The organism is Bradyrhizobium sp. Crot121 (assembly GCF_059512385.1).
Window position 1 is genome coordinate 1 of sequence record NZ_JCAMOR010000080.1, and the last position, 13,981, is coordinate 13,981.

14 protein-coding genes are annotated in these 13,981 nt (G+C 62.6%); 4 read left to right on the forward strand and 10 right to left on the reverse strand.

Translation table 11 applies throughout. The features are described 5' to 3' along the window. Positions 1 to 94: 94 nt before the first annotated feature. Together AC5ZGW_RS38175 and AC5ZGW_RS38180 are read right to left on the reverse strand one after the other, a co-directional pair. Positions 95 to 1,090, reverse strand: coding sequence for an SMP-30/gluconolactonase/LRE family protein (locus AC5ZGW_RS38175; protein WP_130228520.1), 996 nt, complete (start codon positions 1,088 to 1,090; stop codon positions 95 to 97). A gap of 217 nt (positions 1,091 to 1,307) precedes the next feature. Next, the gene (locus AC5ZGW_RS38180; protein ID WP_130228521.1) at positions 1,308 to 1,886 is read right to left on the reverse strand and encodes a GlcG/HbpS family heme-binding protein; all 579 of its coding nucleotides are present in this window, start codon (positions 1,884 to 1,886) and stop codon (positions 1,308 to 1,310) included. A gap of 182 nt (positions 1,887 to 2,068) precedes the next feature. Here AC5ZGW_RS38180 and AC5ZGW_RS38185 point away from each other — a divergent pair, with 182 nt between their 5' ends. The 3 genes from AC5ZGW_RS38185 (at position 2,069) to AC5ZGW_RS38195 (ending at position 4,171) form a co-directional block, all read left to right on the forward strand. Beyond that, positions 2,069 to 2,284 (forward strand): dodecin family protein, encoded by a 216-nt coding sequence (locus AC5ZGW_RS38185; RefSeq protein ID WP_028168620.1) that lies wholly within the window; start codon positions 2,069 to 2,071, stop codon positions 2,282 to 2,284. 219 nt (positions 2,285 to 2,503) lie between these two features. Beyond that, positions 2,504 to 3,688: a GGDEF domain-containing protein gene (locus AC5ZGW_RS38190; RefSeq protein ID WP_245474931.1), complete on the forward strand. Its 1,185-nt coding sequence runs from the start codon at positions 2,504 to 2,506 to the stop codon at positions 3,686 to 3,688. A gap of 216 nt (positions 3,689 to 3,904) precedes the next feature. After that, positions 3,905 to 4,171 carry a hypothetical protein gene (locus AC5ZGW_RS38195; protein ID WP_130228522.1) on the forward strand — a complete coding sequence of 89 codons (267 nt, stop codon included), beginning with the start codon at positions 3,905 to 3,907 and terminating at the stop codon, positions 4,169 to 4,171. Positions 4,172 to 4,221: 50 nt separating this feature from the next. Here AC5ZGW_RS38195 and AC5ZGW_RS38200 read toward each other — a convergent pair whose 3' ends face one another. The 4 genes from AC5ZGW_RS38200 to AC5ZGW_RS38215 form a co-directional block, all read right to left on the reverse strand. Beyond that, on the reverse strand, positions 4,222 to 4,416 hold the full coding sequence (locus AC5ZGW_RS38200; RefSeq protein ID WP_027577817.1) for a hypothetical protein: 195 nt from the start codon (positions 4,414 to 4,416) through the stop codon (positions 4,222 to 4,224). 214 nt (positions 4,417 to 4,630) lie between these two features. Then, on the reverse strand, positions 4,631 to 5,800 hold the full coding sequence (locus tag AC5ZGW_RS38205; RefSeq protein WP_130228523.1) for an acyltransferase family protein: 1,170 nt from the start codon (positions 5,798 to 5,800) through the stop codon (positions 4,631 to 4,633). 136 nt (positions 5,801 to 5,936) lie between these two features. Continuing rightward, positions 5,937 to 7,550, reverse strand: coding sequence for an acyl-CoA synthetase (locus tag AC5ZGW_RS38210; protein WP_130228524.1), 1,614 nt, complete (start codon positions 7,548 to 7,550; stop codon positions 5,937 to 5,939). Positions 7,551 to 7,606: 56 nt separating this feature from the next. Continuing rightward, positions 7,607 to 8,374: a FadR/GntR family transcriptional regulator gene (locus AC5ZGW_RS38215; protein WP_130228525.1), complete on the reverse strand. Its 768-nt coding sequence runs from the start codon at positions 8,372 to 8,374 to the stop codon at positions 7,607 to 7,609. Positions 8,375 to 8,527: 153 nt separating this feature from the next. On the opposite strand from AC5ZGW_RS38215, the gene AC5ZGW_RS38220 reads away from it, so the two are divergent. Continuing rightward, positions 8,528 to 9,742 (forward strand): ABC transporter substrate-binding protein, encoded by a 1,215-nt coding sequence (locus AC5ZGW_RS38220; protein WP_028168625.1) that lies wholly within the window; start codon positions 8,528 to 8,530, stop codon positions 9,740 to 9,742. Positions 9,743 to 10,058: 316 nt separating this feature from the next. Here AC5ZGW_RS38220 and AC5ZGW_RS38225 read toward each other — a convergent pair whose 3' ends face one another. The 4 genes from AC5ZGW_RS38225 to AC5ZGW_RS38240 form a co-directional block, all read right to left on the reverse strand. Continuing rightward, a complete protein-coding gene (locus tag AC5ZGW_RS38225; protein ID WP_130228526.1) occupies positions 10,059 to 10,913 on the reverse strand; it encodes a 3-hydroxybutyryl-CoA dehydrogenase in 855 nt (284 codons plus the stop codon). Positions 10,914 to 11,085: 172 nt separating this feature from the next. Further along, complete coding sequence (locus AC5ZGW_RS38230; protein ID WP_130228527.1) at positions 11,086 to 11,532, reverse strand: hypothetical protein; 447 nt, start codon at positions 11,530 to 11,532, stop codon at positions 11,086 to 11,088. Between the two features lie 67 nt (positions 11,533 to 11,599). Then, positions 11,600 to 11,785, reverse strand: coding sequence for a cbb3-type cytochrome oxidase assembly protein CcoS (gene ccoS / locus AC5ZGW_RS38235; RefSeq protein WP_028168627.1), 186 nt, complete (start codon positions 11,783 to 11,785; stop codon positions 11,600 to 11,602). Further along, positions 11,785 to 13,977: a cation-translocating P-type ATPase gene (locus AC5ZGW_RS38240; protein WP_130228528.1), complete on the reverse strand. Its 2,193-nt coding sequence runs from the start codon at positions 13,975 to 13,977 to the stop codon at positions 11,785 to 11,787. Before AC5ZGW_RS38240 ends, ccoS begins: the two co-directional genes overlap by 1 nt. Between the last annotated feature and the right edge of the window lie 4 nt (positions 13,978 to 13,981).

Consider the following 13,981-nt stretch of genomic DNA (forward strand, 5'->3'; position numbering starts at 1 on the left):
ACCGCACGAAATTACTTCGCTGTCGTCGCTATCGCCGCAACTCTGCTCTGGCTAACATAACTGTCCACGCGACCTAGAGCAAGTCGCTCAACTGTTACTTTAACGGAACGGGCGTGATCGCGAATGGACCGGGATCTTTCCCCTTGTTGGGACCGATGAGGTAGGACAGCTTGCCCTCGGCGATCCATCCGGTGTTGCCGACCTGGGTCACCGAAACGGGCTCGGCAAGACCGTCCTTGATGACATCGACCTTGGCCTCATCGCCCGTCACCGTGACCTTGTCGAGCCGGCCCGCGCCTTCGACCAGCAGGAAGTCGCCGCCGAACGCGCGCATGGCGTCCGTGTGATCCAGCGGACGGGACGGCTTCAACTCGGTGATCTCCCCCGCCTTGCCGTCCTTGACCGCGATCCTGAACAGTTTGGCGGGAATAAAGGTCGTGACGTAGAGATGGCCGTCCGATCCGACCGCGATGCCGTCGAGCCCGACCCCGTCCTTGGCCGGCGCCAGCAGCGGATCGGTCGCCCACACGTCGAGCGCCGTGCCGCCCGGCTTCAGGCTGTAGATATACGGCGCGAAGGAGTCGGTGACGTAAGCGGTTCCGTCACCGCCGATCGCGATGTCGTTGCAAAGCGATTTCGGATCCTTGAGCTGAAAGCTCGCCTTCGGGGCGCCGGTGGCGAGATCGAAGGTTTTCAGCCAGGCGCCCTTGGTCTCGCTGGGACCGGCAACGCCCGAACCGCTCAGGTCGTTGGAACAGACGTAGAAGGTACGGCTCTTTTCATCGGCGAGTACGCCGAGCACCGAACGGCTGCCATCGGCGCCGGGCGAGATGAACTGCTCGGTTTTTCCGCCCGGTGCCGCCTTTATGACGCCGCCCAGGTTGAAGCTTCCGATATAGAGCGTGCCGTCGCTGGTGGCGGTTACGCTCTCCGGATGGCTCTTGTCGGGGACACCGATCGGCGTCTCCGCACGCGCCGTGCCGAGCATGAGCAATATCAACCCGGCCGCGCCGAGCGCCCATGCATTACGGTTCTTGAGCAAGTCTCCCTGTCGCAGCGAGCACAGGGCAACGCTGTCATTCTGTTTCATGTTTTGGTTCCTGATGGACGTGGGGTGGACGAGGCAATGCCTCGAACGAACGATCATCGATCGATGATCGTTCACTGCGCGTCCTGCAGGACCGGAACTCCGTAGCTCTTCCGGCCCGGCTGTTCGCCCTCGATGTATAGCGCAACATACAACGATGCGAAAGCCGCCGCTGTCTTACGGATCGCCTCGGCGATCTCGCTTTATCTCGCTTCAGGCGTCATTTGCGATTGAGAGCCTCGATGCCCGCCTGGCAGACGACGGCGTCCTGCACGCCTGCTCCTCCGCTGCATCCAATGGCGCCGATGACCTTGCCTTCGCTGATGATTGGCATGCCACCTGGCGAAGCGACCAGCGTTGGATCGAGCGTCATCACGTAGGGATGGCCCGTCTCCGTCAGATCGAACATGCCCTTGGTGTCGCGCCGAAAGCGCGCGGCGGTGCGCGCCTTGTTCTGGGCGATGGTTGGCGATGCCAGCATGGTGTCGTCCATTTTCACGAAATAGGTCAGGTCGCCCGAGGGCGATACGACCGCGATGGCCATCTTCCACCCCCGCTTGGATGCTTCCGCAAACGCGGCTTCCACCGCTTGTCGGGCAAGATCGAGCGAGATCGGCGTCCCATAGGGAATGTCGGCGGGCATCTTCTCGGGCACGCCGGGCGGGAGCGGTTGCTGTGCCGATGCCGCTCCTGCGGTGAGCGCCGCCACACAGGCGATGATCCAAGTTGCAAAACCATGACGGAAGCCGAAAGGAACAAAAGCAAACAGCCGTAACGCCGGGAAACGCAAATAAATCATGATAAAACCCCAGTTGTGGCCGCAAGATCAAAGCACAACTTGAGGCTGATCCTCAAGTTTCCGAACGATTTGTCCTGCCGCCGGCGATCCGGGCACGTCCTTTCAACGCCGATATCGTGATGCTAGTTTCGACCGCGGCAGGGAGCACCTGCTTCCTGCTTCATTCCGGACAGGAGGACGACATGCCTGAGAGCGTCTACAAGGTCATCGAACTGATCGGCACCAGCAACGAATCCTGGGAAAAGGCCGCGGCCAACGCGGTCAGCCAAGCGGCAAAATCGCTCCGAGATCTTCGCGTCGCAGAGGTTGTCAAACTCGATCTGCAATTGGACGCCAAGGGGCAAGTCGAGGCCTACCGCGCCAAGCTCAACGTATCCTTCAAGTTCGAGGGCTCCTGACATTTTCGCAACCTCGCCCCGCTCGCGGGGCGAGGTTGAACTCGATCGCAGTCCGCTTCCACGCTGATCTCGATTCGAGATTTCGGAGTATCCAGTATCCCCCTCTTTTCGCTCAAGAAATCCGCTGCGCCAATTTGATGGTTTTCAACCGATAGCGATAACCATTTGATTACCGTGCACTGCAAACGAGCTGCGCCTCCACCATTTGGGTAACGATCGGTGACGTATAAGGCGCCGATCCCATCACGGCCCGGCGTCATGCTTCTCGACCAGTTTTCGATCCTCGTCGCCATCGGCTTCTCGGGCGCCTCCCTTGGACTGACGCTCTGCATGATGTGGGTCGTCGGAAAATCCGAGACCCACCTGCTAAGCTGGTCGATCGGCCTTGTCTTTATCGTCGCCGGAGTGGCGTTCTTTGGCACTGTCATTCAAAGGTACGACGCCAATCTGCTGCTCGTGTCCTTCGTGCTGCTGATGTGCGGCTTCGGACTGCTCTACGCGGGCTCGGCCAAATTCTGCTCAAGTCGGTTCAATTGGTTCACCGTATTCGCCGTGGTCGGCCTTGGCATTCTGTCCACATCGGCCACATTCGCGTTTGGCTATTCCGGCACCGGGACGATCGCTGCAAATGTCGTGATCGGCATGCTGCTGCTTATGACCGCTTTCCAGTACTGGACAGCGCGCGCCGAATCCCCGCTCCTGATGTCCGCCAATGCGACGCTCTATCTGATCGCCTCAGCATCGTTCGTCGCGTGTGGCTATGCCCTCGCCGAGCAAGGCCAGTTCGTCCTGACCGCTCGTCCATCCAATTGGGCCGAAGACATCAATTCCATCGTCGTGATCGCGGGCTTGACCGGCATCGGCACATTATCGCTCACCCTCAATCAGGCGCGGATCGCGAACCGGCATAAGTCGGAAGCCATGACCGACGCCTTGACCGGACTCTTAAATCGCCGCGCGCTGTTTGACGGTCCGCCCGCCCAGGTCCCGGTTGGCACCGCCGTCGTCGCCATGGATCTGGACCACTTCAAGACCATCAACGATCGGTTCGGACACGATTCCGGCGACCGGACGTTGAAGGCCTTTGCCGAAATCATCACCGCAAATATCCGTTCAGACGACCTGGCCGCGCGAATAGGCGGCGAAGAATTCTGCATCGTGATGCTGAACTCGAGTCCAAGGGCCTCGGCAGCCGTTGCCGAGCGCATCAGAGCGCAGATCGAGGCGATGTCCGTCCCTACTCCTTTGGGCCCCATCCAGACGACCGTAAGCGGTGGAATTGCCTACGCCACCGGATCGGAGACGATCCAGTCGCTACTGATCCGCGCCGATGAAGCCCTCTATGAAGCGAAGACCTCCGGCCGCAATCGCGTGAAACTCTCGGAGTTCGGGTTGGCTGCTTAGGCGCCCCCATCGCGGGCTCATACTCAAATAATGAGCGGACGCTTGAGGCAAACTCAACCTCATCGGCACGCGCCGGAATTCGTGATCGTACGACCGCGCCGACCTCGCGCGTGATTGAAACGATGTGACAGAGTATTCCTTTAATCGGTCGATCGCTTCTCCATCTCCACAGAGAATCCAACGCTCTTGGCTTTTCGTATCCGATGGAGAAATTGAGTGAGCAAGTCTGGACTTCTCTCGGCGGCACTGATCGCCGCAACCATGTTCGCAACTCCCGCTCTGGCTCGCGAAAATCATATGAGCTCGCGGCACCTCACGGAGAACGCCGACGCAAATGCCACGTTCGGCGCGGGTCATGATGAATGGCGCGCCTGCTACGGCAACCTTGCTGGCAATTTGCATCGTGAACTCTGCGGTTACGAGGGCCGCGATATGTGGGGACAATGGGGCGGCTACTACGGGCCCATGGTTCACGTGCCTTGACGTGTTCGGCGTACGGGATGGATCGCCGCGCGGTAAGCTCGGCGCAAGAATTATTTCCTGAATACCTGCTTTGACGGGGCGTCGAACCTGGCTACGGGCCGATCCATCTGCCAGAGCTCCACATCGTGGCTGTCGACAAGACGCTCGGCGGATTTGATGGCTGAATCATCATCGACACAATCGATCCGAACCACTCCAATCGACCGGCCGTGCAGTCCAACGATGTATGCATGATAGACCGTCATCTTGGCCTCCAAGCAGCGTGAACGCCGCGCGGGTGAATTTGCTGGTCCTGACCATCAGAGTGGACAATCATCTTCTGTCCCTGTCGCCACGGCTAGACCGAACGCTTGCCCGGAAGGTGAATGGCAAGGCGTGTAAATTCCATGGGGACTGCTTTGTCCTCTTATAAAGGCCGCATAGTGCCGTCCGGCTCAGATCGGCCTTCCTGACCACGGGTCAGATCATACGCGCGACGATCGGAATCCTTCGCAGCAGGATGGTCGCGCCCCAACTGACGAAGAGTGTGCCGAGGAAGACGATCGCGAATTTGGCAAACACCGGCAGCGGCGGATCGTAGACGAGATACTGCAGCCAGATCAGCGGAACGAAATGCACGAGATAGATGCCGTAGGCCGAAGGCTGCATCGCATCGAGGAACCGAAACCGTGATTGCGCAAAGTGCAGGAACAGCGCGGGCACCGTGAAAGTCATTGCCGCGTTGAACATCGCAAAGGCCAGTCCATAGGCTATCTGCCACCATACCGGCGGCGAACGGAAATCCGGCAGCACGCTGTGATGGACATAGACCAGGAGCAGGATGACGCCATAGAATGCGAGCGCACACGTGAGCCATAGCATCCCGCGCTTCGCCACCTCGCCGCTTTGCGCCAGCAGCCCGCCTCTCAGGCTGGTGGCACCGACCGCGACGCCGGTGAAGAAGTAGCCGGTGTACAGCAGGATGCGGCTGGTCTGGATCGGCAGCGGATAGTGGCCGGGCACGAACCACGCGGAATCGCCGAACTCCAGGTGCAGCGGCAGATAGACGACGATCGAGAAGATAAGGAACGCAGCGAAGGCCGCCATCGGCCGCTGACGAAAGCCATCGACCAATCGCCCGAGCGCCGGGATCACGCCCGGCGCCGCGGCCCAAAGCAGCGCGGCGATCGCGTCCAGCGCAAGCAGCACCCACAGGAACCAGGCCGATCCCGATGACCACGGGCCGACGGTGACCATCTGCCAATAGAACTGCGGGAAACTGAGCTCCGTTACATGGTAGCGGTAATAAGCGATCGGCATCAGCACGAAGATCGATACCAGATACGGAATACCCAGCCGCCAGGCACGGCTACCGAGGAAGTTCGCCGGCCCCCTCCGCGCCAGGCTGTCGTGAACGAACAGGCCCGAGATGAAGAACATGCAGGCCATGAAGAAACTGTCGTTGAACAGCGCGATCAGGTCGAAGCCGATCCATCGCATCCGGTCGCCGCCGATACCGAAATAGGTGTAGTTGATTACGCCGTGATACAGCACCACCAGGAAGGTGATGAAGGTGCGCGCACGGTCGAGCGGAACGATGCGTGTCCCGGTCGTCCCGGCCAGCTCGGTGGCATGGGATTTCTTGAGCATCGGCCCCTGCGTGTCGCAATGACGCTGCTTCGCAGCCGCAGCATATCGCGGCAGCGACGCAACCATACACCGTCGGCCAAGGGAATCCGATCAGCTATGGCGGCGTAAGCCGTTCACGCCCGTTTGAATCGGCTGCTCAGCCCGCAAAATTTTTCTGAATCGCACGATCGAGTGTTTCATTGCGAAGAAAGCGCTTGCGCAATTCCCGCTTCAGCAATTTGCCGCTCGGGTTCTTCGGCAGGCTGTCCACGAAGATCACGCGCTTCGGCACCTTGAAATGCGCCATCTGGCTGGCGCAATGTCTGATGACGGTCTCCTCATCCAGCGTGTCGCCGCTCTTGACCACAACGATCGCGGTCACCGCCTCGATCCAGCGCGGGTCCGGCAGGCCAACCACCGCGACTTCGGAGACCGCCGGCAGCCGATAGACCATCTCCTCGACCTCGCGGCTTGCGACATTCTCGCCGCCGGTCTTGATCATGTCCTTGACGCGGTCGACGACGGTGACGTGCCCCTCGGCATCGACGGTCGCCAGGTCGCCGCTGTGGAACCAGCCCCCGGCAAAGGCCGCCTCCGTCTTGGCCGGATCATTGTAGTAGCCGGACAACAGATGCGGCGAGCGGTGGACGATCTCGCCGACCTCGCCCACCTTGACGTCCCGCATCTCGGCATTCACCACGCGGGTCTCGACATTGAGCGCGGGCTTGCCCGCCGATCCCGCCTTGGGCAACTGAGCCTCGGGCTTCAGCACGGTCGCGAGCGGCGCGATCTCGGTCTGGCCGTAGAAATTCCAGAACTTCACGCCGGGCAAACGCCGCTGCAGTTCGAGCAGCACCTCCACCGGCATGATGGACGCGCCGTAATAGCCCTTTTGCAGACTCGAGAGATCGGTCTTGTCGAAGGCCGGCGAGCGCAGCATCGCAATCCAGATCGTCGGCGGCGCAAAGAAGGCGTTGATCCTGTGGGCCGCGATCAGCGAGAGGATGTGATCCGGCACGGGCTTGCCGGTGATCACGTTGGTCGCGCCGAGATAGATGCCAGGCCCGAGGAAGACGTCGAGCTGCGCGCAGTGATAGAGCGGTAGCGCGTGCAGGATGGTGTCCTCCGCCGCCATGCCGCCATCGATGATGCAGCTCACATATTGCCACATCACCGCTTCATGGGTGAGGACGGCGCCCTTGGGCAGCGACTCCGTACCACTGGTATAGATGATCTGCGCGATGTCGCGGCTGTCGACGGAAGCCTCGAGCGGCGAGGCGCCGGCCGCAAGCAGGTCCGCAAAGGTCGTGACGTCCTTCGGCGGCTCCGTGGCATCCTCGCCCGGGAGCCAGATCAGTTGCTCGATCTTCGTGCCCTTGGAGGTCGCAGCGCGGCCGGCCTCGACGAGATCAGGGCCGACGGCGAGCAGCCTCGCGCCGGAATTGGCGAGGATGAAATTGATCTCGTCCGGGTTCAGCATGAAATTGATCGGCACCAGGATCGCGCCGATCTTGGCGAGCGCAAAGCGCAGCGCCGCAAAGGCGTGCGAGTTGCGTGACAGCACCGCGACGCGATCGCCCTTCGTCACCCCGAGCCCGCCGAGGCCACGGCCCAGGCGATTGCAGATCGCATCCATCTCCGCATAGGTCCATCTCACGTCGCCGCAGATCAGCGCCGTCTTGTCGGGATAGCGCCGGGCCGAGCGGCGCAGCAGGTCGCCGATGCTTTGCTCGCGCGCCTTCTGGATCGTCGTGGTGATGTCCGCGGTCATTTTTCCCTCCCTGAACGTCCGCTGTTTGTTTGTGGTTCGGACATGCGTTGTCGGTTCTATTTGCGCCGAACCGCCTGTGCATGCTCCATGTACATATGTTCGACTGACCGGTCGAGCGAAGCGATCCGCTCGAAGCCGCGGCGCCAGTCCTGCAGGTGACGCCGGGTCCACTGCACGCCTGCCGCCTTGTCGCGCCGCCGGATCGCCTCGAGCAGATGGCGATGCGCCTCGACCAGGCGCGTGGCGCCTTGCGCGGCATGGCTCACGATCATCTCGGTGGTCGGAAAGAACAATTGCGCGGCTGGCTCGCGCGCGAGCTGCAGCACGCGGTTGTGCGAGGCTTTTGCCACCAGCACGTGGAAATCGGCGTCGCATTCGGCAAGCGCCGCGGGATCGGCGATCACCTGCTCGCTCCGCGCCAGGTTTTCGGCGAGTTCGGCGATGTCCTCCTCGGTAGCCCGTTCGACCGCGCATTCCGTGCTCGCGATCTCGAGCGTCATCGACACCTCGAACAATTCGCGGAAGGTGACCTCGTGGAGCACCAATGCGCGGCTGAGGCGCGTCGCGAGCTTGTTGTAGCGCGGCAGGCAGGCCTGCAGGCGGCGGCTGGAATCGCGCCGCAGCAGACCGCCTTCCTCAAGCACCCGGATGCCCTCGCGGACCGTCGAGCGGTTGACGCCAAATTGCCGCACCAGCTCAAGCTCGGTCCCGATCGGATCTCCCGGCTTGATCCGGCCGCTGACGATCTCGCGTTCGATCGCATCCGCCACCTTCTGGTAGGCGGGCGCGACGTCGATCCGTCGAAACAGCGGCGAAGCGGGCAAAGGTGGCCTCAATGTTGGTTGTCCGACAAAGTAGTCCGGCCGCGACGATGCGTCAATTCGGCCGCGCGGGCCTCCTTATCGACAGCCGATTGACTTCCCCGGAACCCAAATCTACTTTGTCCGACAAACTGATAAAAACACGGAGGAGACCCCATGAAGCCCATCGCAAGGATGGTGTCGACGGCTTGCCTGTTGTCGGCGCTATTGATCGCATCAGCGTCCGCTCAGCAGCCAGCCGCGACGCCGCTGAAGATCGGCGTGCTCACCGATTTCTCGTCGGTCTATTCCGACATCGGCGGCGCCGGGAATGTCGAAGCGACCAAGATGGCGATCGATGAGTTCGGCGGCACCATGTTCGGCAAACCGATCGAGATCGTCTCCGCCGACGTGCTGAACAAGCCTGACATCGCGGCTACCATGGCGCGCAAATGGTGGGAGAACGAAGGCGTCGACATGATCATCGATTTGCCGACCTCCGCCACCGCGCTCGCGGTGATGGAATTGTCCAAGCAGCACGAAAAGATCATGATCGTCACGGACGCCGCGAGCTCCGATATCACCGGCAAATCCTGCGGCCCCTACGTCGCGCACTGGACCTACGACACCTATTCCAACGCCCACACGGTCGGCAGCGCCATCGTCAAGAATGGCGGAGATAGCTGGTTCTTCATCACCGCGGACTATCTGTTCGGCCACTCGATCGAGCGCGACACCGGCGATGTCGTGAAGTCCGCCGGCGGCAAGGTGCTCGGCAGCGTCAAGCATCCGCTCAACACGCCGGATTTCTCCTCCTTCCTGCTGCAGGCACAGGCCTCCAAGGCCAAGATCATCGGCCTCGCCAATGGCGGCGGCGACACTATCAACACGATCAAGCAGGCCGGCGAATTCGGCATCGTCGCCGGCGGCCAGAATCTCGCAGCGATCGTGATGTTCATCTCTGATGTGCACAGCCTCGGGCTGAAGCTCGCGCAAGGCCTGATCGTCACCGAGGCCTATTACTGGGACCTCAACGACAGGACCCGCGCCTTCGGCAAGCGCTTCTTCGAGCGCATGAAGCGGATGCCGACGATGAATCAGGCCGCGACCTACAGCGCCACTCTGCATTACCTCAAAGCCGTGCAGGCCGCGGGCACCAAAGAAACAAAGCCCGTGATGGCCAAGATGCGCGAGATGCCGGTGCGCGACGCCTTCACCGACAACGGCGTGCTGCGCGCCGACGGCCGCATGGTGCACAGCATGTTCCTGTTCGAGGTAAAGAAGCCCGAGGAATCCAAAGCGCCCTGGGACTATTACAAAGTGCTGGCCGAGGTGCCCGGCGACCAGGCATTCCGCCCGCTGAAGGACGGCGGCTGCCCGCTGGTGAAGTGAATGGATTTAGTTACGCGGCTTCCCTTCTCCCCTTGTGGGAGAAGGTGGCGCGCATGAAATGCGCGACGTATGAGGGGTTCTCTCCGCGGGCGACAGCGCAGGCGGAGAGAACCCCTCACCGAAGCGAGTTCGTTGCAGGCACCTGAGCCGCCCTCTCCCACAAGGGGCGAGGGCACATCAACTGGCATCGCGCCTAAGCCTCCGACATTGCAACGAAGTCGTAGGGTAGGCAAAGCGAAGCGTGCCCACCATCACGAGCGGAGTGCTAGAAGGTGGACACCGCGCAAGCGCCTTTGCCCACCCTACAACGCCTGGCTCACGCCTTGCCGTAGTCGTAAAAGCCCTTGCCAGTCTTGCGGCCGAGATAGCCGGCGTCGACCATCTCCTTGAGCAGCGGTGCGGCGCGATATTTCGGATCGTTGAAGCCCTTGTAGAACACGTCCATCACCGACAGCATGGTGTCGAGCCCGATCAGGTCGGCCAGCGCCAGCGGGCCGATCGGGTGGTTGCAGCCGAGCTTCATGCCGGCATCGATCTCCTCGGCGGTGGCGATGCCTTCCTGCAGCGCGAAGATCGCCTCGTTGATCATCGGACACAGGATGCGGTTGACCGCGAAGCCCGGGCTGTTCTTGGCTGTGATCGCGACCTTGCCGACGCGCTTTGCAAATGCTTCCGCTTTGGCCAGCGTATCGTCCGAGGTCTGCAGGCCGCGGATCAGTTCGAGCAGCGCCATCACCGGCACCGGATTGAAGAAGTGCATGCCGATGAAACGGTCGGGCCGGTCGGTCGCGGTGGCAAGCTTGGTGATCGAGATCGAAGACGTGTTGGTGGCGATCACCGCCCGCGGGTTCAGCGTCGCGCTGAGATCCTTCAGGATCTTGAGCTTCAATTCCTCGTTCTCGGTCGCCGCCTCGATCACGAGGTCGCAGGCGGCAAGCTTGGCCTTGTCGGTGGTCGCATTGATGCGCCCGAGCGCGGCGTTCTTGTCGGCCTCGGTCATCTTCTCCTTCTTGACCAGGCGGTCCAGGCTGCTGCCGACCGTCGCCAGCCCGCGCTGCACGGCCGCGTCCGAGATATCGACCATCACCACCTGAAGCCCGGCGGCGGCGCTGACCTGGGCGATGCCGTTGCCCATAGTGCCCGCCCCGATGATGCCAATGGTTTCGATCATTGCTCGTATCCTTCTCGTAAAACGCGCAAGGCCTTGCGCCCGCGCACACAGACGGTTGCAGCGACCAGCCGGCCGCCGCCAATGCCCCTGGTTAGCAGGGCCTCGCGTCCAAGGATACGGTGCAGTTTGGCGTGCCGGCGCCGGTTCGATCGGGGAGACGAAGCGTTCCCGCTCAGCAGCAGCAGGGCCCGCGGAGCTGGAGTTCGGTCTGGTCGGGCTTCGTCTCGAGCGAATCGATCGTATAGGTATTGGCGCAATATTCGCGATGATGCAGGGCGGCGGTTCCGGCCTCGAGCTCGCTTTGGCAGCGGGATTTCTCGATGCAGAGCGCGCACACCCGCCTCATGTCGTGCAGCACGCCCGGCTCTTGGCGCTTGATGGCAACTTCGTCGATCCCCAGCACCTTCAGCATCTTCGGCAATTCGTCGGCACCATGACGCCCCCGGGCAACCAGCGTCTCGAGCTGGGCCGGCGAGATGCGGAGATCGTGCGCCACGGAACAGGCTTCGGCCGGGCTGAGGCCGCGGATTTCGCCGATGTCACGGAACCTTTCGAGGAAGCCCGAGAGCTTGCCGATCAGCCTGGCCGCAATCGATTCCGTCTGTGTTGCCGATGCCATGCTACCCTCCCGTAGTTCTGAGCAGGTTGACTATCGGCCCATGCAAAGCGGCCGTCATTGCGCCAGATCAAACGCCACGATGCGCGGCCGATGGCCCCGAGGTGGTTGGCGTCTCGTCATCGTCGGAGATCGCCCGCCAGGCGGCGCCTTCGAGATCGTCATACTGGCCGTTCTTCAGCGACCACAGGAATCCGAGCAATCCAAACAGGCCAAGCAGCAGCGCCAACGGCACCAGGAACGCGATCACTTCCATCACACCTGCTCCTGCCGCACCCGACGTCCGCGCAGCGCGTTCAGCATCACCAGGATCGAGGAGCCCGACATCGCCGCGGCCGCGATCAGCGGCGTCACGAAGCCCAGGATCCCGATCGGCACGGCGAGGAAGTTGTAGCCGACGGCGAGATAGAGGTTCTGCCGCATCAGCCGCAGCGCTTTGCGCGAATAATCGATCGCCGCGATCACAGGCGCCAAGGGCTTGCCGAGGAAGACGAGATCTGCGGTCGCCTGGCTCAGATGCGCGGCCGAGATCGGCGACATCGAGACATGCGCGGCCGCAAGCGACGGCGCGTCGTTCAAGCCGTCACCGACCATCATCACCTTGACGCCCTGCCGCTTCAATTGCTCGATGCGCGCGATCTTGTCCGATGGCAGCACGCCGGCACGCCACTCGGGAATGCCAAGCGTCTCGGCCGCAGCCCGCACCGCGGGTTCGCGATCTCCCGACAATATCTCGACCGCGATGCCGCGCCGCTGCAGCGCCGCGACGGTTTCGCATGCATCCGGTCGCAGACCCTGGCGGACCGCGAACACGTAGCGCTTCTTGCCGCGGGCAAACGCGACCGCGGACGCCTCGGGATCGCGGCTCAGAATCTCGTCTGCGAGATCCTCGGCGTTGCAGAAGGAAGGACGGCCGAGCCTGACCTCTTCGCCGCCGAAGCTGCCGCGCACCCCCTGCCCCGGCTCTTCCGTGACGCCGGGCAGCGGCGATTTCGCACCGGCCGTGCGCGCCAGCGCCGCGGCAACCGGATGGTGGCTTGCCAGCGCGAGCCGGCCCGCCAGTTCGAACACATCGGCCGGCACGGCAGTGGAATTCACCACATCCAGTTCCGGCAAGGTCAGCGTTCCCGTCTTGTCGAAGATGACGTAGTCGACCTCGGCGACACGCTCGATGGCATCGCCCGAATTGATCAGCACGCCGGCGCGGAACATCGCCCCCGCGGCAATCGTCTGCACCGTTGGGATCGCCAGTCCCAGCGCACAGGGACAGGTGATGATGAGCACCGCGATCGCGGTGATGACGGAATCGTGCAAGCTCGCGCCGGCGATCAGCCAGCCGATCATGGTCAAGAGCGCGGTTGCATGCACCGCCGGCGCATAGAGCCGCGACGCGCGGTCAGCGATCTGCACATAGCGCGAGCGCACCTGCACGGCGTGGTCGAGCAATCGCTGGATCTCCGCCAGCAGCGTGCCTTCCGCCGCCGCCGACACGCGGATGCGCAGCGCGCCCGAGATGTTAAGCGAACCGGCATAGACCGCGCTGCCCGCCTCGACCGCCGCATGCCGCGTCTCGCCGGTGATCAGGCTCTGGTCGATCTCCGACCGGCCCTCGATCACGGTGCCGTCGACCGCGCAGCGCTCGCCTGGCCGCAGCAGCACGGTATCGCCGGCCCGGATCGCCGCCGCCGGCACCACCGAAATCTCGTCCGGTCCGATGAACTTCGTCGCAGTCTCGGCCTTGAGCGCGGCGAGATTGCCGGCGACCGCGCGGGTACGCCGCCGCATGTTCTGGTCGAGATAGCGTCCCACCAGGAGGAAGGTGAGCAGCATGATAGCCGCATCGAAATAGGCGTGGTCGGCATGTCCGATAGTCTCGACGATGGACATGCCGAGCGCCAGGATCACGCCGATGCTGATCGGCACGTCCATGTTGACATTGCCCGCGCGCAGCGCGTTGAACGCCGAGCGGAAGAAGGGCTGGCCGGCATAGGCGGCCGCCGGCAGCGCGATCAGCGCCGACATCCAGTGGAAGAAATCGCGCTGCTCCGGCAGCATGTCGCTGACATTGCCGGACCACACCGGGATCGACAGCATCATCACGTTCATAGTCGCGAACGCCGCAACTCCGAGGCAGCGTAGCAGGAAGCGCGAGTTCTCGACCTCGGCGGCTTCAGCGCTCACCGTCTCGAACGGATAGGCCTTGTAGCCGAGCTCGGCGAGCCGATCGATGAAGTTGCCGGGGTCGAGTGCGCCCTCCTTCCACTCCAGCGCCACGCGGCGGTCAGTGAGATTCACGCGCGCCAAGGTCACATCGGGAATCGCCGAAAGCCCGCGCTCGATCTTTGACATGCAGCCGGCGCAGTTGACGCCCTCGACCGCGAGGTCGATATGCGCCAATCCCGAGCCGAGATGCTTGACGTAGTGCGAAAAGTCCCGTGTCGCCTGCATCACG

What these genes read in the sequence shown, in the direction of transcription:
- AC5ZGW_RS38205 (WP_130228523.1), bottom strand. Translation starts at nt 5,800, where the DNA reads ATGCTCAAGAAATCCCATGCCACCGAGCTGGCCGGGACGACCGGGACA.
- AC5ZGW_RS38180 (WP_130228521.1), bottom strand. Translation starts at nt 1,886, where the DNA reads ATGATTTATTTGCGTTTCCCGGCGTTACGGCTGTTTGCTTTTGTTCCT.
- AC5ZGW_RS38230 (WP_130228527.1), bottom strand. Translation starts at nt 11,532, where the DNA reads ATGGCATCGGCAACACAGACGGAATCGATTGCGGCCAGGCTGATCGGC.
- ccoS (WP_028168627.1), bottom strand. Translation starts at nt 11,785, where the DNA reads ATGGAAGTGATCGCGTTCCTGGTGCCGTTGGCGCTGCTGCTTGGCCTG.
- AC5ZGW_RS38220 (WP_028168625.1), top strand. Translation starts at nt 8,528, where the DNA reads ATGAAGCCCATCGCAAGGATGGTGTCGACGGCTTGCCTGTTGTCGGCG.
- AC5ZGW_RS38210 (WP_130228524.1), bottom strand. Translation starts at nt 7,550, where the DNA reads ATGACCGCGGACATCACCACGACGATCCAGAAGGCGCGCGAGCAAAGC.
- AC5ZGW_RS38185 (WP_028168620.1), top strand. Translation starts at nt 2,069, where the DNA reads ATGCCTGAGAGCGTCTACAAGGTCATCGAACTGATCGGCACCAGCAAC.
- AC5ZGW_RS38240 (WP_130228528.1), bottom strand. Translation starts at nt 13,977, where the DNA reads ATGCAGGCGACACGGGACTTTTCGCACTACGTCAAGCATCTCGGCTCG.
- AC5ZGW_RS38200 (WP_027577817.1), bottom strand. Translation starts at nt 4,416, where the DNA reads ATGACGGTCTATCATGCATACATCGTTGGACTGCACGGCCGGTCGATT.
- AC5ZGW_RS38225 (WP_130228526.1), bottom strand. Translation starts at nt 10,913, where the DNA reads ATGATCGAAACCATTGGCATCATCGGGGCGGGCACTATGGGCAACGGC.
- AC5ZGW_RS38175 (WP_130228520.1), bottom strand. Translation starts at nt 1,090, where the DNA reads ATGAAACAGAATGACAGCGTTGCCCTGTGCTCGCTGCGACAGGGAGAC.